This window comes from Bacillus sp. B28, assembly GCF_029536185.1.
GTDB lineage: Bacteria > Bacillota > Bacilli > Bacillales > Bacillaceae > Bacillus > Bacillus halotolerans.
Window position 1 is genome coordinate 947,562 of sequence record NZ_CP120511.1, and the last position, 19,239, is coordinate 966,800.

Consider the following 19,239-nt stretch of genomic DNA (forward strand, 5'->3'; position numbering starts at 1 on the left):
TACTGACAGAGACATTAATGCAGAAAGGATGGCAGGCGAATGAAAGCAGAGGTATTAAAATATGAAGCATTTACGGAAAATCCCGGCAAAGGAAACCCCGCGGGTGTGGTATTGCACGGGGACCATTATACAGAAGAAGAAATGCAGAGAATAGCTGAAATCGCAGGATATTCAGAAACCTCCTTTATTCGGAACAGCGAGGCGGCTGATCTTGAACTCCGTTACTTCACTCCTGGACACGAAATGAATTTATGCGGACATGCGACGGTCGCTTCCCTATACGCATTGTGTGAAAAAGGAAGGCTGGAGATTGGTAAAACGTACAGCATCCAGACAAAAGCCGGTATCCTGCCAGCAAACATTTCTGAAAAAGAGGGTCGCATCCATATCACACTTGAACAGGCTGCTCCGACATTCAAACCATTTACGGGCGACCGGGAAAAGCTCGCGGACGCATTGGGGATTACGGCGGAGGACTTTCATGAGGACCTTCCAATTGTTTTTGGCAGTACAGGCATATGGACTGCAATCGTTCCGCTCAAATCATTAGAAGCCTCTAAAAAAATGGTGCCGAATAACAAACAATTTCCGGATGTTCTAGTTGATCTGCCAAAAGCCTCAGTGCATCCGTTTACCTTTGAAACGATTCACTCTGACAGTGACCTGCACGGGCGCCACTTTTCGTCGCCGTATTCAGGAACAATAGAAGATCCCGTGACTGGCACAGCATCCGGTGTAATGGGAGCTTACATGCAGCAATACGGCCGGTCCGGGCAGCGTACATTCATCATTGAACAAGGACAGGAGATGGGGAAAGACGGAAGAGTGGAAATTGAAATAAATGGAGATAACGATCACATCAAAGTGAACATGACAGGGACTGCCGTTTACTCAGAAACTCGGATTCTTGAAATCTAATATGGCTGACGGTTTACAAAAAGCTGCACTTTCCGTTATGATTATGATTGATAATCATTTTCAATTGGATAGAAAGGGTGAAGCGGTATGCCTCAAGCCGAACAGATAAATCAAGATTCAGCACTGCGGAATATCATACGCAGCAGAAGATCAATCCGTAAATTTAAACAAGATCCCGTCCCTCCGGCTGTCATCCTTGACATGCTAGAAACGGCAAAATATGCGCCAAATCACAGAGTGACGGAGCCTTGGAGATTTATTTACGTTTCCAGTGAAACAGGAAAAGCAAGCTTGATTAAAACCTTTGCTTCATTTTCTAAAAAATCAAAGCCGGACATGACGGAAGAAAAACTCCAAAACTTCAAAAAGACACTCAGCCGTGTGCCGGGATTTCTGCTCGTTGTATTTCAGGAAGATGAGAACGAAAGAGCCCGAGATGATGATTTTGCGGCAACCAGCTCATTGATTCAAAACCTCCAGCTTCTTGCCTGGGAAAAAGGAATCGGCATGGTTTGGAAAAGCGGAAAGATCCTCTATGACAAAGACGTGCATCAAGCCTTCGGTTTACAGGATAACGAGCGCTTCGCCGCGATCATACAAACAGGCTATCCTGATGAAATGCCGGAAGTGAAAAAACGCACACCGATAAAGGAACGGTTCACCGAGCTGTAAAAAACCCCCTGTCTCAAGCAGAGACAAGGGGTTTTTCATTAACGTTTTTTGCTTTTCGCTCTGCTGTCAGCCGCTTTCGCGCGCTCCTGCGCTTCGCGGTCATCCGCATCAGCAAGTTCACTTGAATATTCCTCGTAAACGCCGTCAGTTTCTCGTTTTAACGCATCGGGAACCTGAGGAAGTTTTTGTTTGTTTTTATCACGGTTTTTGTGAATATGATTTCTGCCCATATCAAATTCCCCCTAAAAAGTGATATCAAACAAACATAGTATCTGCTTTCCGGCGTTATGTATCCCTACTTCCGCTTAGCAGCTTTTTCCGCCTTTTTAAATTCACTCGAATAAAGAACTTCTTGCATTTTCTTCAGGTTGGCTCCTTGCTGGTGCTTCTCCCTCTTCTTTTCCATAAAAGGACCTCCTTCAACCATGTTATTCTTAAGGTTGACGCTTCCTTCCGTTTTTATACAGCCTTTCGGTCCGTCAGCAGCTGCGACAGGGCGAATTCAAGATCTGAATATGTAAAACGGAATCCGGACGTAATTGCTTTTTTAGGCAGAGCGCGCTGTCCTTTCACAATAAGCAGGCTCATTTCTCCCAATGCTTTTGATAAAAAGAATGCTGGAACGGGGAGCCAGTGGGGACGGTGTTTCACCCGTGCAATCGTTTTTCCGAACTGCTTCATTTCAACCGGATTAGGCGCTGTCACATTAACAGGACCTGAGATGCTGTCGTTTTCGATTGCATATACAATCAGCTGGGCGGCGTCATCCACGTGAATCCAGGACAGCCACTGATTGCCCGTCCCGATCGTTCCTCCGGCCAGCAGCTTATATGGCAGAACCATCAGCGGGAGAGCGCCTTTTTCCCCGAGCATCACGCCAAATCTCGCGTAAACCGTTCGAATGCCCATCGCCTCTATATTTTGCCCTTCCCGTTCCCACATATGTGCAGTGTGGCTGAGAAAATCCTCGTCCGACGTGGGGGAGTCTTCTGTAAAGGTTTTTTCAAGGCTAGTGCCGTAAATGCCCACTGCACTGGCTTGAATAAGCGCCTTTGGTTTTTCCGCCTGTTTATGAATAAGCCGCCGTACTTCCCGGGTTGCATCGATCCGGCTGGAGAGAATTTGCTGCTTCGTTTTTTCGTTCCAGCGGCCAAAAATTGATTTTCCCGCAAGATTTACCCAAACATCAATATGAGGAAGTTCTTGTTCAGGCGCAGCTTCTTCAGTCAGCCATTGGACATAAGAGATATTTTTTTGTTCAGTTTTTGGCGCGTTTCTTGATAAAATATAAACATGATGTCCTTGGCGGGTGAGGACGCCAGTCAGATGCGTACCGAGAAAACCCGTTCCGCCCGTCATTGCAATATTCATAAACATCTCTCCTCATCGTTCTGATACCTATACTTTACCTCATTTTGATCATAGAAAACGCGTTTGAGACCGGAGAAGGGAGATTAAAATGCCATTTATTACAAAGATTTCAGCGCAAAAGAAGAATACGGAACGCTTTAATATTTTTCTGGATGAAAAATATGCTTTCAGTGTTGACGCAGATGTGCTCGTGAAATTTGAGCTTACAAAGGGAAAAGAGCTTGATGACCTCGAGATCATTGAGATTCAATACGGAGATGAAGTGAAAAAAGGCTTCAACCGTGCGATTGATTTTTTATCCTATCGAATGCGGTCAACGAAAGAGGTAGAAGACCATTTAAAGAAAAAAGAAACCTCGGCGCCCGTCATTACGGAAGTGATTCATAAGCTGAACGATTACAACTATTTAAATGACCAAGAGTTTGCGGCGGCCTACGTGAGCACTCACAAAAAAACAAACGGAAAAGGGCCTGACGTTTTGTTCAGAGAGCTGAAAGCGAAGGGGATCGATGACGACACCATCAAAGATACACTGAGTTCTTTCTCCTTTGAAGAACAGACGGAAAAAGCAGTTAAGCATATCGAAAAGCTTCTGAAGAAAGACAAGAAACTCTCTTCAAAAGAAATCAAACAGCGAGCACAGATGCAGCTGCAGCGCAAAGGCTTCTCATTTGATGTCATCTCTGCGGCGCTGGAGCAGATTGAATACGAAAATGACGAAGATACTGAAAAAGAAGCGCTGCGTCTTCATGCGGAAAAAGCGTTTAGAAAATACCGTTATGACGGCTCCTATGAAAGTGCCATGAAGGTCAAACAATTTTTATTCAGAAAAGGATTCTCACTCGATTTAATCGATCAATTTCTGCAGGAAGAGGAGTAGCTGAAAATGGAGAAACGATACAGTCAAATGACAACGCACGAACTCAATACAGAAATCGCAGGACTTTCTGAAAAAGCAAGGAAAGCGGAACAGCTTGGAATCATAAATGAACTGGCAGTGCTCGAACGGAAAATTGCCATGGCAAAGGCCTACTTGCTGAACCCGGAGGACTTCTCGCCGGGAGAAACGTATGTTGTGGACGGTTCTGATGACGAGTTCCACATTACCTATTTAAATGGCGTTTTCGCTTGGGGATACAGAACATCAGCTCCCGATCAAGAAGAAGCGCTTCCAATCTCAGTATTACAGCAAAAGAAGCAGGGGTAACCGAGAGGCTGAATAACAGCCTCTTTTTTATTTGAGCACACTCAAGGCGATTTTTAGAGAAAAAATGATTGAATTCACCCTGGATTTCTTTTAAGATGGAACTCGTTGTTTTTTCACATTAAAGGAGGCGATGACGTTGAGTATGAAAAATCCATCAGTAAAATTAATTATTTTTGTTCTAATGATCTGCACGTTTTCAATTGGATACACAGAATATGCGGTGATGGGTATTTTGACGTCGATTGCCGATGACTTTCATATACATGTTTCCTCTGCGGGACTCCTTGTCACCGCTTATGCGGCAAGCGTCTGTGTGACAGGCCCGCTTGTCACGATTGTTTCTGTCAAGCTCCCGAGAAAGCCGGTGCTTCTTGGATTGATGGGGATTTTCATCCTTTCCAACCTGATGAGCGCACTGGCACCGAATTTTGCGGTATTGGCGGTCTCAAGAATTTTATCTGCTTCCATTCACGGCGCTTTCTTTGCGATTGCGATGGTATTCGCTAGTGAAATGGTGCCGCCGGAAAAACGCGCCGCAGCCGCTGCGTCTATGAACGGCGGTTTAACAGTGGCTTTGATGCTGGGTGTTCCATTCGGTTCCTACTTGGGTGATGTCCTAAACTGGAGAGTCGTGTTTTCCATCATTACGGTGCTTGGAGTGATCGGATTTTTAGGCCTGATGGCTACTGTGCCGAACAGAAAACCAAAAGTCATCCCGATGCTCATGAATGAGTGGGGAGTATTTAAACATAAACAGGTGCTGTACTCCTTTGCGATTACAATTTTAGGCTATTCAGGCGTATTTATCGCGTATACGTTTATCGAGCCGATTTTAAGAAATTCAGCGGGTTTCAGCACAGTCGGCATTACAGGCGCCCTCTTCGCCTATGGTTTGGGAGGGGTTGCGGGAAACTTCTTTGCGGGAAAAGTGCCGCTTCCTCTGCTGACCCGGACCATGATTGGCGTCATGATCGGTTTGATCGGCGTACTTGCGGTATTTCCGTACATCGCCGTTTATCCGGCCGCAGCCATTGTCGCGACTTTCTTATTTGGAGCTTGCGCATTCGGCACACCGCCTCTTTTGCAAACAAAGGTGCTTTCTTCATCTGAGAACGGCACAACAATCGCCGCAGCTGTGAGCGTGTCTGCATTTAACCTGGCTAATGCGCTCGGCGCTTGGATCGGCGGCATCATTTTAAGCGGAACCGGCTCTTATTCCTGGCTGTTTGCGGGAGGAGCGCTGATGACCGCTTGCGGACTGGTGCTCTCAACATTCGCGCATCTTTCTGAAAAGAAAAGCGTCTATGAGTATCAAGTCAATAAAGGGTAAAAAAACAGCTGCACATGTGCAGCTGTTCTTCTTTTATCGTTTGCCGGAGGCTCTCATTTTTTCCTGAGGATGCTGGTTGATTGACCCGTCAGGACGTTTTGAAGCATAGTCGTCCTTCGCTCTCGGTTCACCTTGAAACTTGTTTTCGTTTTCGTAAGGAAATCCTTTTTCTTTATTGCGGACCATGTCATATCCCCCTAGGTTCGAGATCAAAAAGTTGCGTCTTGCCGGATGAAGACGTAAGGTTAGTATATGGAGAACATGAAGTTTTAAAGCGTAATTTTTTTCCTGAAGGAAAGGAGACCACCAAATGAATACGTATATTGAGAAACTGACAAATCTGCTTCTGGAAAAAAACGATATGATCAGCTACATTCAGGCGAAAACATGGGTGGAATTGTTATGGAGCGACTTTGAAGCAACCTATGCAAAAGCCGGACACGCCTACCAAGGCGAAAAAATGACCGAAAAAATCGTCACACAGTGGATTGAGAACTATGGCGGCCAGCTCCACCTTTTCCAAAGCGGCCGTGAAGACGTGAATGATTACTTAAACCAAAGCAGAGGGCTTTTACATTAACACAGCCTGCCGGCAAAGTACGGCAGGCTGTTTTTTTACACATTTGTATTTAGTACATCACTCATCACCATTCTAAGCATAAAACCAAGAAAAGCAGTATATGCAATCAGCTGCAGATAGGAAAGAGGAAGCATGGATTGATGAATAAGAACAACACCTATAAGCAAAATAACAATCATCACCCAATGTGATATATAGCCCGCGAAATGAGCATTTGAGCGGGTGCGTTGGTCATTCTGAAAGTGTACGTTTCCCCAGAGTTTATTTCTATGAATATGTGCGGCAGAATAAAGAACTCGTGCAGTTCCGATGACTGCTAACAGAAGTGTTAAAGTTGAAGGTGAATGCCAATAAAGGACATACAATAAAATGGGAAGCAAAGTTTGCAAAAATAATCCGGTACGATACGTCATGTTCATATTATTTGTCTCCTTCTATCCAGAATAATTGATCTAATGAGCACTCTAATGCTGAAGATAATTTAATTGCAGTGCCTATCGAGGGTTCATATCTTTGTTTTTCAATTGCAATGACCGTCTGTCTTGTCACTTGAATGTTTTCTGCCAGCTGATCCTGAGTCCATCCTTTAGCTTTTCTGTATTCTTTTACACAATTACGAACCCCGTGCTTCATCTTATTTGTCCTCTCTCATTATGTAACGTATACCTTACATAATGTATCATACATAGATTAGAATGTAATGTACACCTTACAAACCTTAACATTTCCTTAACTGTTAGAAAAAATAAACAAAAAGTGTTTCATCCTCCAGGCAATCAGGGAATATCTCTTATATCTTGTCAAAATGCGAGGAGGAGCTATGTATGAAAAAGAAACAAGTATTACTCGCTTTAACTGCCGCCGCAGGACTGAGTTTCACAGCATTTAGCACTGCTCCCGCAGCAAAAGCTGCAACCCTTCAGACCATAAATGTCTCTCTGCCATCATCAGATTCGTATATGATTAAAGCAGGAAAACTGAATGTCCGGGCTGAGCCAAAACAAAAAAGCGCGATTCTCGGCACAGTATCATCTGAACAGAAAGTCACTGTAAAGGGATTTGCTAATGCTGATTGGGCTCAAATCGAATTCAAAGGAAAAAAAGCATATATTTCAACACACTTCTTAATGAAAACCGCAAGTCAAGCAAAAACAGCAAAGCAGACTGCCTTCTATTCTCCAACACCGGAAAATGGAAAAGCCAAGCAGCTTTCCTCGGGGACAGAAGTCACTTTGCTCGGCTGGGGATTCAGTGAAAACGGAGGATTTGATTTCAGCTGGGCATTCGTTGATTACGGCGGGATAAAAGGCTATATTCCGACAAAGGATTTACAAATACGCTAAATAGACAGGCTCCTGCTTGTCTTTTTGTCTGGATATTGAAACATTTCTTCTTTCTGAACGTAACAATGAGAGAGGAGATGATCATATGGCATGTTTAATCGGCGGAGGGCTCATGATAATTGCAGGTCTTTTCATCAAATTGTTCCCTCCAAAATCCATTAACAGTGTATATGGATTCAGAACGAGACGCTCAATGTCAGATCAAAAGTTATGGAAGGAAGCCAACCGTTACAGTGCGGCGCTCATGATCCTGTCAGGTTTGATTGTCTTGGGGGCCGGGGTGCTCCTGAGATCAAGCTTTATCATCCTTCAGCTGATCTTGCTTGTTGCTGCTTGTATCATCACTTTTATGCTGACGGAGAAAAGGCTGAAACATATGACGCAAAGTCAAGGAGGAGATTTAAGTGGAAGGAGTTAACAGCCAGTTTGTCAAAACAAATGGAATCACACTCCACGTTGCTTCCGCAGGACCGGAGGACGGCCCGCTTATCGTCCTGCTCCATGGATTCCCTGAGTTTTGGTATGGCTGGAAAAACCAAATCAAACCGCTTGCGGACGCGGGGTACCGGGTGATCGCTCCTGATCAGCGAGGTTACAATCTCAGTGACAAACCGGAAGGAATTGAGGCATATCGGATTGATACATTAAGAGATGATATCATTGGGCTTATTTCGCAATTCACTGATCAAAAAGCAATCGTGATCGGTCATGACTGGGGAGGAGCAGTAGCCTGGCACTTGGCATCAACACGTCCGGAATATCTTGAAAAGCTTATCGCCATTAACATACCGCATCCGCACGTCATGAAAACCGTAACGCCAGTCTACCCTCCGCAATGGCTGAAAAGCTCATACATTGCCTTCTTCCAGCTGCCGGACAAACCGGAGGCCGCGTTAAAAGAAAATGATTATGAGAAATTAGATAAAGCCATCGGGCTATCTGATCGGCCGGAGCTTTTTTCTTCTGAGGATATCAATAAGTACAAAGAAGCGTGGAAGCAGCCTGGCGCCCTGACATCAATGCTGAACTGGTACAGGGCCCTCAGAAAAGGCAGCCTTGCAGAAAATTCCCGCGAATGCCATACAGCCCCTTATCGGATGATCTGGGGAATGGAGGACCGCTTTTTAAGCAGAAAGCTTGCAAAAGAAACAGCAAGACGCTGTCCAAACGGGCATTTAATATTTGTGGATGAAGCGTCCCATTGGATCAGCCACGAAAAGCCGGCCATCGTGAATCAGCTTATTTTAGAATATCTTGAAAACCAATAAGTCAGATTTTCTTTGCACCGTCTGTCGAAATGGCAGACTTTTTCTATGCTTTTTTTTCATACTCTATTTTAATCCTGACAAAATAACATTACATATACTCAAATGTCATACCAAAAATGTAACAAAAAACAGGTTTAAACGACTTTAAAAAAAGGAATAGCCTTACTGAAGATTTGTGTACAATTCCCCTAAGGCAATACTTAAAAAGAATAATAAAAAGAAGGTGCCTTAATGAAGCAAGGATTAATCTCGATTATTATCCCGTCTTACAATGAAGGTTATAATGTCAAACTCATTCATGAATCTTTAAAAAAGGAATTCAAAAACATTCATTATGATTATGAAATATTCTTCATTAACGACGGAAGTATTGATGACACGCTTCAGCAGATCAAAGACCTGGCATCCAAATGCAGCCGAGTGAAATACATATCATTTTCGCGGAATTTTGGAAAAGAAGCCGCGATCTTGGCCGGATTTGAACATGTTCAAGGTGAGGCCGTTGTCGTGATGGACGCCGATTTGCAGCATCCGACCTATTTGCTGAAGGACTTTATTAAAGGCTACGAGGAAGGCTATGATCAAGTCATTGCCCAAAGGAACAGAAAAGGGGATAACCCCGTGCGTTCGCTTCTTTCGTCCCTTTACTACAAGTTCATTAATAAAGCGGTGGAAGTTGATTTGCGTGACGGTGTCGGAGACTTTCGGCTGTTAAGCCGCCAAGCTGTGGATGCACTTTTGAAATTGAGCGAAGGCAACCGCTTTTCAAAAGGCCTGTTTTGCTGGATCGGCTTCGAACAGAAAATTGTTTTTTACGAAAATGTCGAAAGAAAAAACGGCACATCCAAATGGTCATTCAGCAGCCTTTTTAATTACGGAATGGACGGCGTTGTCTCCTTTAACCATAAACCGCTGAGAATATGCTTTTACACCGGCATTTTTGTATTGCTGCTCTCTCTTATTTATATCATAGCCACGTTCGTCAAAATTCTTACAAACGGTATTTCTGTACCCGGATATTTCACAATTATATCTGCGGTCTTATTCCTTGGCGGGGTTCAGCTGTTAAGCCTTGGCATCATAGGAGAATACATCGGCAGAATTTATTACGAAACAAAAAAACGTCCGCATTATTTGATCAAAGAAGCAAATATTCCGAGCAAAGATCTGCCTGAAACGAACGAATTGAAAAACATGCGGCGCCTGACCAAACTGCACTGAAATGAATCTATTGCCATTGGCAGTGCTTTTTTGCATGCTTACAGTTAACGGCAAGACTGGAGAACTCTTATGAAAAAAAGAAAACATGTCATGATGTATGCGGCCAGTCTATTCATAGCCGTTCTTGCGCACGCTTTTTTTGTGAAAGAATGGGCGGAAGGCAGATATATGACAGGTCCAGGTGACGGACTGGCGCAAATGATCGTATTTAAGAAATTATTATATGAACAATACACGCAAGGAAACTTTTTCTATGATTATTCATTCGGACTCGGCGGCGGCACATTCAGTCAGCTTGGCTATTATTTTTCTGCTTCTTTCCTTTTTCTCGCGACAGCCGCCGCAGTATGGCTGCTGCAATCCGTTCATCTCATCGGTGAGGCGGACACGCTTTTTTGGGCACAGTCAGCCGTTTTTATCAGCATTTTAAAGCTGAGTCTGATTATTTTTACAGCAGCTTCTGTTTTCAGCTATTTGCTCAAACGCAGAGCAGCGGCGTTTACGGGTGCTGTACTATACGGAGTATCGATTATTTACTTTCGCCACGAATCGTATTGGGAATTTTTCACCGATACAATGATTTGGCTCCCGCTTCTCGTGCTTGGAGCGGAAAAAATCATCAGGGAGCGGCGTCCGGCATGGTTTATCATTGCTTGCTCACTGAGCTTAATCAACAATTTTTACTTTGCATACATAAATCTGATTTTCATTGGAATTTATATTTTGTTCAGATGGCTCATCAAGCTGGAAGATCATGAAGTGAAAAAATGGGTTCAATGCAAAATGTTTTTAGTCTCGGGACTCCTTTCTTTCGGTATCAGTGCGGCGGTATTTGTGCCGGTGGTTTACGGGTATTTAAATAACCTGCGCCCTCCTTATAATGAAAAAATAGAGTGGCTGAATTTCGATGATAATATTTTATTTTCAAGCAGGATTATCGTGGTGCCAGCCATCTTTTTGCTGTTTTTGTTTGTCATTTCTTTTTATAAACACCGGGTGTTTCGCCTTTTTGCCGGATTGAGCCTTCTGTTTATCCTCTTTCATTTCAGTCCGTACGCGGCAAGCGCCTTTAACGGCTTTTCCGCCCCGCAAAACCGGTTTGAATATATTTTGGCCTTTACAATCGCCGGAGCAGCCGCCGCAGGTTTATCGCAGCTGCAGGAGCTGAGGCGGAAAGAACTGCTTCCTGCAGCAGCGATTGTTCTGCTTCTTTATTGGTATCATGTCCAAAGGTATGAGCTTGATATATGGAAGCCAGCTAATGAAAGCATCCTGCTGCTTTTGTTCCTGACAATCGCTGCTTTGTTTGCCGCAGTTTTTGTGAAAAAACGGGCAAAGCTGGCTGTATACGGTGTGGTGATTCTGTCTTCGCTGCTTGTCGCTAACACCTATCAGAAATATGCGCTCTCAGAAGGAGGCGGGCTGGACAGTGTCTCAAAATCCTATATGACAAGCGAGGAATACAAAGGAGACGAACAATCTCAGCTCATTAGACGTGTGCAAAAGGAAGACAATGATCCGCTCATGAGAATCGACTGGATGAATGGCGTCCGCAATAACACTCCGATTATTTACGGATTTAATGGATTCAGCGCCTACTCGAGCATTTTAAACAGCCACTTGCTCTCCTTCTATTGGAATGATCTTCGCATCGATATGGGAAGAGAAAGCGTCAGCCGCTACGCTTCATTGGGGGACAGAGCGAATTTGTACAGCTTGCTTTACGGCAGATACTATATGACGGAAAAAATAAACGAAGCGAATGTTCCATACGGCTTTACAAAACATATGGAATCAGAGCACTACACCGTTTATGAAAATCAATACATGCTTCCTTTTGTCAAATCAGCCGATAAAGTTTACTCAGAAAGGGATTTGGAAAAATTGCCCGCTCTTGCGAAAGAGCAAGCGATGCTGAAAGGAATTGTATTAGCAGATCCAACTGAAAAAACAGAGCAGCCCCCTGATCTGGCGAATCTGATCTCCAAATCGGATATCACTGCAAAACAAGCTCAATATCAAAACGGACTCCTCACTGTAACTGGAGAAAACGGCGGAGAATTGATCATCACTCCGAAAAAGGCGACAGCCGGTCCGGGCGATTACTATGTCAGTTTTTATTTAAAAAGCAAAGCAAAAGAAAAAGGATTTACGCTAAAGGTAAATGATTATGTCACAACAAGAAAATCCAATCAATCGATCTATAAAACGGGTGTAAATGATTTGACCATCAGAGTGCCTCAATCAGATCATATCTCGATCAGGCTTCCGAAAGGAACGTACGAGCTTTCACACATAGCGCTTTATGAAGAAAATTATCAAACATTAAAAAACGCTGTGTCGCAAAACAAAACAGAGAGAACAGACAGCCTGGAATGGAATAAAAACAAGCTGACATTCACATATCACAATTCCAAACCCCAGTACATCATGCTCCCGATTCCGTATGAGAAAGGCTGGGAGCTGAAAATTAACGGAAAACAGCAGAAAATTGAAAAAGCCGATTACACTTTTATCGGTTTTAAGGCGCAAAAGGGAGACAATCAAATTGAACTCACCTACTATCCGCCATATTTTAAAATATCCGCACTGATGTCTTTCATCAGTCTGCTCTTAGCTGTTTTTTATACAAGACGCAAAAAAGCCCGGCTCTAAATAGAGCCGAGCTTTAATTTTTTCTGAAGCTTTTCTTCGCTGAATATCCAGCCGGTATAAGATGAGCGTATCTCAAGATCATGGCTGATATGAACGATTGCCACAAACGGATAGTGCCCTTTACTCCGGTAACGCAGGTCAATAAACCGTACCTCGTAATGATCCTTATACGTATCCACTTCCCACCTGTAAACCGGGGAGAACGACAGAAACGCCGCAATGTTATCATCCTGCTTCGCCGCTTGCATAACGTCGGTTTCAGGAACCGGCACCCGATTAAACGTATCAAGTATCACCACATGCCCGTCCATGCTCCTTCCTACATAAAAAGCATGCGCAGTCGTAACCGCAATCCGCCATTGCCTGAATTTCATCGTCGGTGAAATGATAATGCTTTCGATCTCTTCGTGAATCATCTCACGGAGCTGCCGTTTGATTCGCAGCTGCATCATCAGGCGCAAGATATAATAGCCTGCCAGTATTACGTATAAGGTGAGAAATGTAATACCGGGGCTGCCGCCGACATACCAAACCGCGATGGCCGCCAGATGGCTGATAAATATAAACGGATCAAATGTGTTAATCAGCCCGAGTGCCACCCATTTTTTCGAAAACGGCCGGATGGCTTGTGTTCCGTACGCGTTGAAAATGTCAACAAATACATGCAGCACAACTGCTAGCAATGTCCACAGCCACAGATGCAGAAAATCAGCCTGCGGATAAAATAAATACAAAATCGCCGGAATGATGACAGACCAAAACAAAACGGCGGGAATAGAATGGGTAAAGCCTCTGTGATTTCTTATATAAACAGCATTGTTTTTAAGTTTTAACACAGTATCAATATCAGGAGCCTGTGAGCCCGCAAGCGTAGCGATCATGACTGCGTGAGCCATTGCCGGATCTGTTCCGACAACCGGATCCAGTGTCGCGATTCCGCCGAGGGCGATGCCCATGACAACATGTGTGCCCGTATCCATAGGTGACCTCCTTGCAGGTGTATCCTGCACATTCACTTTTGTAAGACATTACCTATTTTTATATACCCAATCTTTTAACCTGTTTAATCGTTCTCATATGTTTCCGCTTTTTCTTTACTTCTATTTAATGTAACATATTATCGTACTGTGCCCTTAGTGTACAACAAAAAACAGTCTAAAGAAAAGCGGGGCGCGAGAGACTGGGGAGAAACACATATGAACGTACTTGAAGATAAGATAAAACAAAAAGATATACAGCAATTTCAAAATGATTTAATTAACTGGTTCGAAAGAGAACAGCGCATTCTGCCGTGGAGAGAGGACCAAGATCCGTATAAGGTGTGGGTATCTGAAGTGATGCTCCAGCAAACGAGGGTAGAGACGGTCATTCCTTACTTTTTACGGTTTGTGGAGCAATTCCCGACAGTAGAAGCGCTCGCTGATGCCGATGAAGAAAAAGTGCTCAAAGCATGGGAAGGCCTCGGTTATTATTCGCGGGTCAGAAACCTGCAAAGCGCGGTTAAAGAAGTGAAGCAGCAATACGGGGGAGTTGTTCCGTCAGAAGAAAAAGAGTTCGGCGGTTTAAAAGGCGTAGGCCCTTACACAAAAGGAGCGGTGCTAAGCATCGCCTACAATAAACCGATTCCCGCGGTTGACGGAAATGTGATGCGTGTCATGTCGAGAATTCTGTCCATCTGGGATGATATTGCCAAGCCAAAAACAAGAACGATTTTTGAAGAAGCAGTCCGTGCGTTTATTTCAAAAGAAAAACCCTCTGAATTCAATCAGGGTTTAATGGAGCTGGGAGCCATCATCTGTACGCCGAAATCACCTTCTTGCCTGCTTTGTCCTGTCCAGCAGCATTGCTCAGCGTTTGCAGAAGGCACTGAACGAGAACTCCCGCTGAAAAGCAAAAAGAAGAAACCCGGGATCAAAACAATGGCTGCAATTGTGCTGACAGATGATGACGGACAAGTCTATATTCATAAACGCCCGTCTAAGGGACTGCTTGCCAATCTGTGGGAATTCCCGAATCTTGAAACACAAAAAGGAATCAAAACAGAGCGCGAGCAGCTCACTGCATTTTTAGAAAGTGATTTTGGCATAAAAGCTGAAATCAGTGACCTCCAAGGTGTAGTGGAGCATGTTTTTACCCACCTGGTATGGAATATTTCTGTGTTTTTCGGTAAAGTAAAACAAGTGTCGGATACTGCAGACCTGAAAATAGTAACGAAGGAAGAGCTCGAAGAATTCGCATTTCCAGTGTCACACCAGAAAATTTGGAAGATGGCAGTGGAAGCAGCCGGAGTCATTTAATTCGGCTGCTCGGTAAGAGTCCTTAATCATAACTGACGCGCGTGCCGTGGCTGTAGTCTGCTTCATTGCGCTTCATTCCGCCGCGCGCTTCAATCTCTTGCGTTAATTCACGGTATTTTGATTGGCCTTCTTCGTTCAAGTAAGGCATAATTTGCTGAAAGGCATGATGAAAAAAGGCGAGTTCACTATTTTTCCAGTCCTTTTTGGAAATCATGGTCAATTCGCTCATATCTCGTCCGACATACATAACAGAAGACCCCCTTTAAAGTTCTTGCCATTATTGTTTGTGGAATGAAGAGAACTATACGCTACAAGGAGCTGAGGAAAAAATGGAACAAAATAAATGCGCACTGGTAACAGGAAGCAGCCGCGGCGTCGGAAAAGCAGCGGCGATCAGACTTGCGGAAAACGGCTATAATATTGTCATTAACTATGCACGCAGCAAAAAAGCCGCTCTGGAAACAGCGGAAGAAATCGAAAAACTTGGCGTGAAAGTGCTTATCGTAAAAGCAAACGTAGGGCAGCCTGCAAAAATTAAAGAGATGTTTCAGCAAATTGATGAAACCTTTGGAAGACTGGATGTTTTTGTTAATAATGCTGCATCAGGCGTACTGAGACCGGTTATGGAATTAGAGGAGACACATTGGGACTGGACGATGAACATCAATGCAAAAGCCTTGCTTTTCTGCGCTCAGGAAGCGGCAAAGCTGATGGAGAAAAACGGCGGCGGTCATATCGTCAGCATCAGCTCATTAGGTTCAATCCGCTACCTTGAAAACTATACGACAGTTGGTGTGTCAAAAGCTGCGTTAGAGGCTTTAACCCGTTATCTCGCAGTAGAGCTTTCACCAAAACAGATTATCGTAAATGCGGTATCAGGCGGAGCGATTGACACAGATGCGCTCAAACACTTCCCGAACAGAGAAGACCTTTTGGAGGATGCACGTCAAAATACCCCGGCGGGACGTATGGTAGAGATTAAAGATATGGTCGATACGGTTGAATTTTTAGTGTCATCAAAAGCTGACATGATCCGCGGACAGACCATTATCGTTGACGGCGGGCGTTCTCTGCTCGTTTAAAAAAATTTTTTTAAAAAAAGGAATAGCCACTCGATCACCTGCACATTCTAATGACCGTGGAGGTGATAACAATGGCTAACTCAAATAACTTCAGCAAAACAAACGCTCAACAAGTCAGAAAACAAAACCAACAATCAGCTGCTGGTCAAGGTCAATTCGGCACTGAATTTGCTAGCGAAACAAACGCTCAGCAAGTCAGAAAACAAAACCAACAATCAGCTGCTGGCCAACAAGGTCAATTCGGCACTGAATTCGCAAGTGAAACGAACACACAGCAGGTAAGACAGCAAAACCAATCTGCTGAACAAAACAAACAACAAAACAGCTAATCACTGAAACAGAAAAAAGCACTTCATCTTCGGGTGGAAGTGCTTTTTTCTGTTTGAAAAACGACAAAACTTGTGAAAGCTCAACAGAATGAGTCAAAGGGTTTGCCAGATCAGAATCGAAATGAGTAATGGTAGAAACGTTTAGACTTTGACCAGGCTGAAGGAGGAACCGATGACGGAATTTGAAAAGCTGGTAATAGAACAGATGAAAACGATGGACAAGCTTCTCGATCTCCAATCAGAGCTCGACCGCTGCAAAGAAATCGAAGCAGAACTCCGGCACTTGGAAAGGGATGCAAGGCTGCGCGGTATTCAGGATGAAATTGCGGTAAAACGAAAACATCTTGCTGATATACAGGATACATTTCAAAAACAGACAGAGCAGGTGATTCGTTCATATCGCAGCTCAGAAAAGCCGTCTTCCTATGTGTAGAGCAGGAATGTGCCATTCCCAAGCCGGAATGGCTCTTTTATTTTCATTTTTCAATTTGTAACGTTATAATAGGTAAAAGACGTTGTCGGTAAGCAAATTTGGACATACTAACTGTAGGGCTTTATAGAAAGTAGGGGAGAAATATGGGTTATCCCAAGGAAGGAGAAACCATTCAAATTCACAGCTATAAGCATAATGGGCTGATTCATAGAATTTGGAATGAGACAACAATCTTAAAAAGTACAGAAATGTGTGTCATCGGAGCCAATGACCGGACGATGGTAACCGAATCAGACGGCCGGACATGGATAACCAGAGAGCCCGCAATCTGTTATTTTCACGCAAGACAATGGTTTAATGTCATCGGGATGCTGAGGGAAGACGGGGTTCATTATTATTGCAACATCAGTTCTCCGTTTGCCTATGATGGCGAAGCAATTAAATATATTGATTATGACTTAGATGTTAAGGTTTTTCCTGACATGACTTACAATATTCTCGATGAAGACGAATATGATGATCATCGGAAAGCCATGAATTATCCAAAAGAAATTGACAGTATTTTAAGAGACTACTTAAACACGCTGCTCCATTGGATTCATCAGCGGCAGGGCCCGTTTGCACCCGAGTTTGTCGATATGTGGTATGAACGGTATTTGCGCTATACAAAATAATGGTTGAGTAAAAACCTGTTGCGGGGTACAACAGGTTTTTCACATGGGCTCACACACATCATGATAAAGAGAGGGGGAATCAACGTGGGGGTTATGAAACGCTATATGCAATTCGTCAAACCTTATAAGAAGCAAATTTTCATTACAGTATTAATCGGGATCGTAAAATTCTCCATTCCGCTTGCTCTCCCATTGCTCCTGAAGTACGTAGTTGACGACATTATTCAAGGAGGCGGCACGGCCAGTGACAAAACAACGTCATTGTTCACCATTATGGCGATCATGTTCGCCTTATTTTTAATTTTGCGCCCGCCTGTTGAATATTATCGGCAATATTTTGCCCAGTGGACAGCCAGCAAGGTACTCTATGATATAAGAGCCAAGCTGTTTGATCATATACAGAAGCTGAGCCTTCGTTTCTATGCGAATACTAGAACAGGGGAAGTCATTTCCCGAGTCATCAATGACGTGGAACAAACAAAGGATTTTGTGATCACAGGTCTGATGAATATATGGCTCGATATGCTGACGATTTTGATCGTGATCTCTATCATGCTGACACTGGACGTTAAATTAACGCTTATTTCCATCATTTTGTTTCCGTTATACGGTATATCAGTGAAGTATTTTTACGGCCGTTTAAGAAAGCTGACAAGAGAGCGGTCACAGGCGCTTGCTCAAGTACAGGGGCATTTGCATGAACGGATTCAAGGCATGCCGGTGATCAGAAGCTTTGCGATAGAAGACCATGAGCAGGCCAACTTTAACGAAAAAAACAGCCATTTCTTAGATAAAGCAATCCGTCATACGAATTGGAATGCCAAAACTTTTGCGGTTGTCAACACCATTACAGATCTGGCACCGCTCATCGTGATTGCATTTGCCGGCTATTTTGTCATCAACGGACCGCTGACAGTCGGAACGATGGTTGCGTTTGTCGGGTATATCGACAGAATGTATAACCCTGTCAGAAGGCTGATTAATTCTTCTACAACCTTGACGCAGTCAATCGCTTCAATGGACAGGGTATTTGAATTTATTGACGAGCCGTATGAACTGACTGACAAACCAAATGCCATCAAAGCTGACCATATCCGCGGAGAAGTCGAATTTCGTAATGTGTCGTTTCAATATGAAGAGGGAAAAGAAAACATCCTTCACGATGTATCTTTAAAAGTAACCAGAGGAGAAACCGTAGCCCTCGTTGGAATGAGCGGCGGAGGGAAATCCACGCTTGTCAGCCTGATTCCAAGGTTTTATGATGTATCAAGCGGCAGCCTATTGATTGACGGGACAGACATTCGGGGGTATGAAGCAAGAAGCCTGCGCAATCAGGTTGGCATGGTGCTTCAGGATACCTTTTTATTCAGTGAAACGATTAGAGAAAATATTGCGATCGGAAAACCTGATGCCACGCTTGAAGACATTATGGAAGCCGCAAAAGCAGCCAATGCACATGATTTTATTATGAATTTTCCGGAAGGGTATGAGACCCGTGTGGGAGAAAGAGGCGTTAAGCTCTCAGGGGGACAAAAACAGCGGATTTCCATTGCGCGTGTATTTCTGAAAAATCCGCCGCTGCTGATCTTGGATGAAGCTACTTCAGCTTTGGATCTTGAAAGTGAGCACTACATTCAAGAAGCGATGGACAAGCTGGCGAAAGACAGAACAACTTTTGTTGTGGCCCACCGCTTATCAACCATCACACATGCGGATAAAATTGTCGTCATGGAAAACGGAACAATCATCGAAACAGGAACCCATGATGAACTGATGGATTATGACAGTCAATACAAGCACTTATTCACAATCCAAAACTTGAACTAAACATTGATCTTATATCCTTTTATCAAGGATAT

The 19,239-nt window shown here is 43.8% G+C and carries 25 protein-coding genes; 17 read left to right on the forward strand and 8 right to left on the reverse strand.

Translation table 11 applies throughout. The features are described 5' to 3' along the window. Positions 1-39: 39 nt before the first annotated feature. Entirely contained in the window at positions 40-918 is an 879-nt protein-coding gene (locus tag P3L57_RS04500) for a PhzF family phenazine biosynthesis isomerase (RefSeq protein WP_059291609.1), read from the forward strand. 87 nt (positions 919-1,005) lie between these two features. Continuing rightward, on the forward strand, positions 1,006-1,590 hold the full coding sequence (locus P3L57_RS04505; protein WP_059291608.1) for a nitroreductase family protein: 585 nt from the start codon (positions 1,006-1,008) through the stop codon (positions 1,588-1,590). Between the two features lie 38 nt (positions 1,591-1,628). Here the strand turns inward: P3L57_RS04505 and P3L57_RS04510 are convergent, their stop codons facing one another. The 3 genes from P3L57_RS04510 to P3L57_RS04520 form a co-directional block, all read right to left on the reverse strand. Next, entirely contained in the window at positions 1,629-1,820 is a 192-nt protein-coding gene (locus P3L57_RS04510) for a YfhD family protein (RefSeq protein ID WP_044163723.1), read from the reverse strand. Positions 1,821-1,885: 65 nt separating this feature from the next. Beyond that, positions 1,886-1,996, reverse strand: coding sequence for a YfhE family protein (locus tag P3L57_RS04515; protein ID WP_010333447.1), 111 nt, complete (start codon positions 1,994-1,996; stop codon positions 1,886-1,888). 53 nt (positions 1,997-2,049) lie between these two features. Further along, the gene (locus P3L57_RS04520) at positions 2,050-2,961 is read right to left on the reverse strand and encodes a TIGR01777 family oxidoreductase (protein WP_059291606.1); all 912 of its coding nucleotides are present in this window, start codon (positions 2,959-2,961) and stop codon (positions 2,050-2,052) included. A gap of 88 nt (positions 2,962-3,049) precedes the next feature. Between P3L57_RS04520 and recX the strand changes: the two genes are divergently transcribed. The 3 genes from recX to P3L57_RS04535 all read left to right on the forward strand — a co-directional run bounded on the left by recX (position 3,050) and on the right by P3L57_RS04535 (position 5,498). Continuing rightward, positions 3,050-3,841: a recombination regulator RecX gene (gene recX, locus P3L57_RS04525; protein ID WP_059291605.1), complete on the forward strand. Its 792-nt coding sequence runs from the start codon at positions 3,050-3,052 to the stop codon at positions 3,839-3,841. A 6-nt stretch (positions 3,842-3,847) separates the two neighbouring features. Next, the gene (locus P3L57_RS04530; RefSeq protein ID WP_059291604.1) at positions 3,848-4,168 is read left to right on the forward strand and encodes a YfhH family protein; all 321 of its coding nucleotides are present in this window, start codon (positions 3,848-3,850) and stop codon (positions 4,166-4,168) included. Positions 4,169-4,304: 136 nt separating this feature from the next. Further along, entirely contained in the window at positions 4,305-5,498 is a 1,194-nt protein-coding gene (locus tag P3L57_RS04535; RefSeq protein ID WP_083244566.1) for an MFS transporter, read from the forward strand. A 33-nt stretch (positions 5,499-5,531) separates the two neighbouring features. Here the strand turns inward: P3L57_RS04535 and P3L57_RS04540 are convergent, their stop codons facing one another. Further along, positions 5,532-5,684 (reverse strand): small, acid-soluble spore protein K, encoded by a 153-nt coding sequence (locus P3L57_RS04540; RefSeq protein ID WP_010333452.1) that lies wholly within the window; start codon positions 5,682-5,684, stop codon positions 5,532-5,534. A gap of 124 nt (positions 5,685-5,808) precedes the next feature. Between P3L57_RS04540 and P3L57_RS04545 the strand changes: the two genes are divergently transcribed. Next, on the forward strand, positions 5,809-6,078 hold the full coding sequence (locus P3L57_RS04545) for a YfhJ family protein (protein ID WP_024120650.1): 270 nt from the start codon (positions 5,809-5,811) through the stop codon (positions 6,076-6,078). A gap of 35 nt (positions 6,079-6,113) precedes the next feature. Here P3L57_RS04545 and P3L57_RS04550 read toward each other — a convergent pair whose 3' ends face one another. After that, positions 6,114-6,497: a hypothetical protein gene (locus tag P3L57_RS04550; protein WP_044163733.1), complete on the reverse strand. Its 384-nt coding sequence runs from the start codon at positions 6,495-6,497 to the stop codon at positions 6,114-6,116. A 1-nt stretch (position 6,498) separates the two neighbouring features. Beyond that, positions 6,499-6,711, reverse strand: coding sequence for a helix-turn-helix transcriptional regulator (locus P3L57_RS04555; RefSeq protein WP_059291602.1), 213 nt, complete (start codon positions 6,709-6,711; stop codon positions 6,499-6,501). A gap of 191 nt (positions 6,712-6,902) precedes the next feature. On the opposite strand from P3L57_RS04555, the gene P3L57_RS04560 reads away from it, so the two are divergent. The 5 genes from P3L57_RS04560 to P3L57_RS04580 all read left to right on the forward strand — a co-directional run bounded on the left by P3L57_RS04560 (position 6,903) and on the right by P3L57_RS04580 (position 12,565). After that, positions 6,903-7,421, forward strand: coding sequence for an SH3 domain-containing protein (locus P3L57_RS04560; RefSeq protein WP_059291601.1), 519 nt, complete (start codon positions 6,903-6,905; stop codon positions 7,419-7,421). Between the two features lie 85 nt (positions 7,422-7,506). Beyond that, the gene (locus tag P3L57_RS04565; protein ID WP_044163737.1) at positions 7,507-7,839 is read left to right on the forward strand and encodes an SdpI family protein; all 333 of its coding nucleotides are present in this window, start codon (positions 7,507-7,509) and stop codon (positions 7,837-7,839) included. Further along, positions 7,826-8,689: an alpha/beta fold hydrolase gene (locus tag P3L57_RS04570; protein WP_069487586.1), complete on the forward strand. Its 864-nt coding sequence runs from the start codon at positions 7,826-7,828 to the stop codon at positions 8,687-8,689. Before P3L57_RS04565 ends, P3L57_RS04570 begins: the two co-directional genes overlap by 14 nt. Before the next feature lie 231 nt (positions 8,690-8,920). Next, positions 8,921-9,910, forward strand: a complete 990-nt coding sequence (locus P3L57_RS04575) for a glycosyltransferase family 2 protein (RefSeq protein WP_010333459.1) — start codon at positions 8,921-8,923, stop codon at positions 9,908-9,910. 69 nt (positions 9,911-9,979) lie between these two features. Next, entirely contained in the window at positions 9,980-12,565 is a 2,586-nt protein-coding gene (locus P3L57_RS04580) for a YfhO family protein (RefSeq protein ID WP_069487585.1), read from the forward strand. Here P3L57_RS04580 and P3L57_RS04585 read toward each other — a convergent pair. After that, a complete protein-coding gene (locus P3L57_RS04585; protein ID WP_024120657.1) occupies positions 12,562-13,545 on the reverse strand; it encodes a metal-dependent hydrolase in 984 nt (327 codons plus the stop codon). The genes P3L57_RS04580 and P3L57_RS04585 overlap by 4 nt on opposite strands. Positions 13,546-13,761: 216 nt before the next feature. Between P3L57_RS04585 and mutY the strand changes: the two genes are divergently transcribed. Further along, entirely contained in the window at positions 13,762-14,862 is a 1,101-nt protein-coding gene (mutY, locus tag P3L57_RS04590) for an A/G-specific adenine glycosylase (RefSeq protein WP_069487584.1), read from the forward strand. 22 nt (positions 14,863-14,884) lie between these two features. Here the strand turns inward: mutY and P3L57_RS04595 are convergent, their stop codons facing one another. After that, the gene (locus tag P3L57_RS04595) at positions 14,885-15,109 is read right to left on the reverse strand and encodes a hypothetical protein (protein WP_024120659.1); all 225 of its coding nucleotides are present in this window, start codon (positions 15,107-15,109) and stop codon (positions 14,885-14,887) included. An 82-nt stretch (positions 15,110-15,191) separates the two neighbouring features. Here P3L57_RS04595 and fabL point away from each other — a divergent pair, with 82 nt between their 5' ends. From fabL to P3L57_RS04620, 5 genes are all read left to right on the forward strand, one after another. Continuing rightward, positions 15,192-15,944: an enoyl-[acyl-carrier-protein] reductase FabL gene (gene fabL / locus P3L57_RS04600; RefSeq protein WP_010333464.1), complete on the forward strand. Its 753-nt coding sequence runs from the start codon at positions 15,192-15,194 to the stop codon at positions 15,942-15,944. A gap of 71 nt (positions 15,945-16,015) precedes the next feature. Next, positions 16,016-16,273: a gamma type acid-soluble spore protein SspE gene (sspE, locus tag P3L57_RS04605; protein WP_024120660.1), complete on the forward strand. Its 258-nt coding sequence runs from the start codon at positions 16,016-16,018 to the stop codon at positions 16,271-16,273. Positions 16,274-16,445: 172 nt separating this feature from the next. Further along, complete coding sequence (locus P3L57_RS04610) at positions 16,446-16,706, forward strand: YgaB family protein (RefSeq protein WP_024120661.1); 261 nt, start codon at positions 16,446-16,448, stop codon at positions 16,704-16,706. 143 nt (positions 16,707-16,849) lie between these two features. Continuing rightward, positions 16,850-17,380, forward strand: coding sequence for a nucleoside tri-diphosphate phosphatase (gene ntdP, locus P3L57_RS04615; protein WP_003223272.1), 531 nt, complete (start codon positions 16,850-16,852; stop codon positions 17,378-17,380). A gap of 84 nt (positions 17,381-17,464) precedes the next feature. After that, complete coding sequence (locus P3L57_RS04620) at positions 17,465-19,207, forward strand: ABC transporter ATP-binding protein (RefSeq protein WP_044163749.1); 1,743 nt, start codon at positions 17,465-17,467, stop codon at positions 19,205-19,207. Positions 19,208-19,239: the final 32 nt, after the last annotated feature.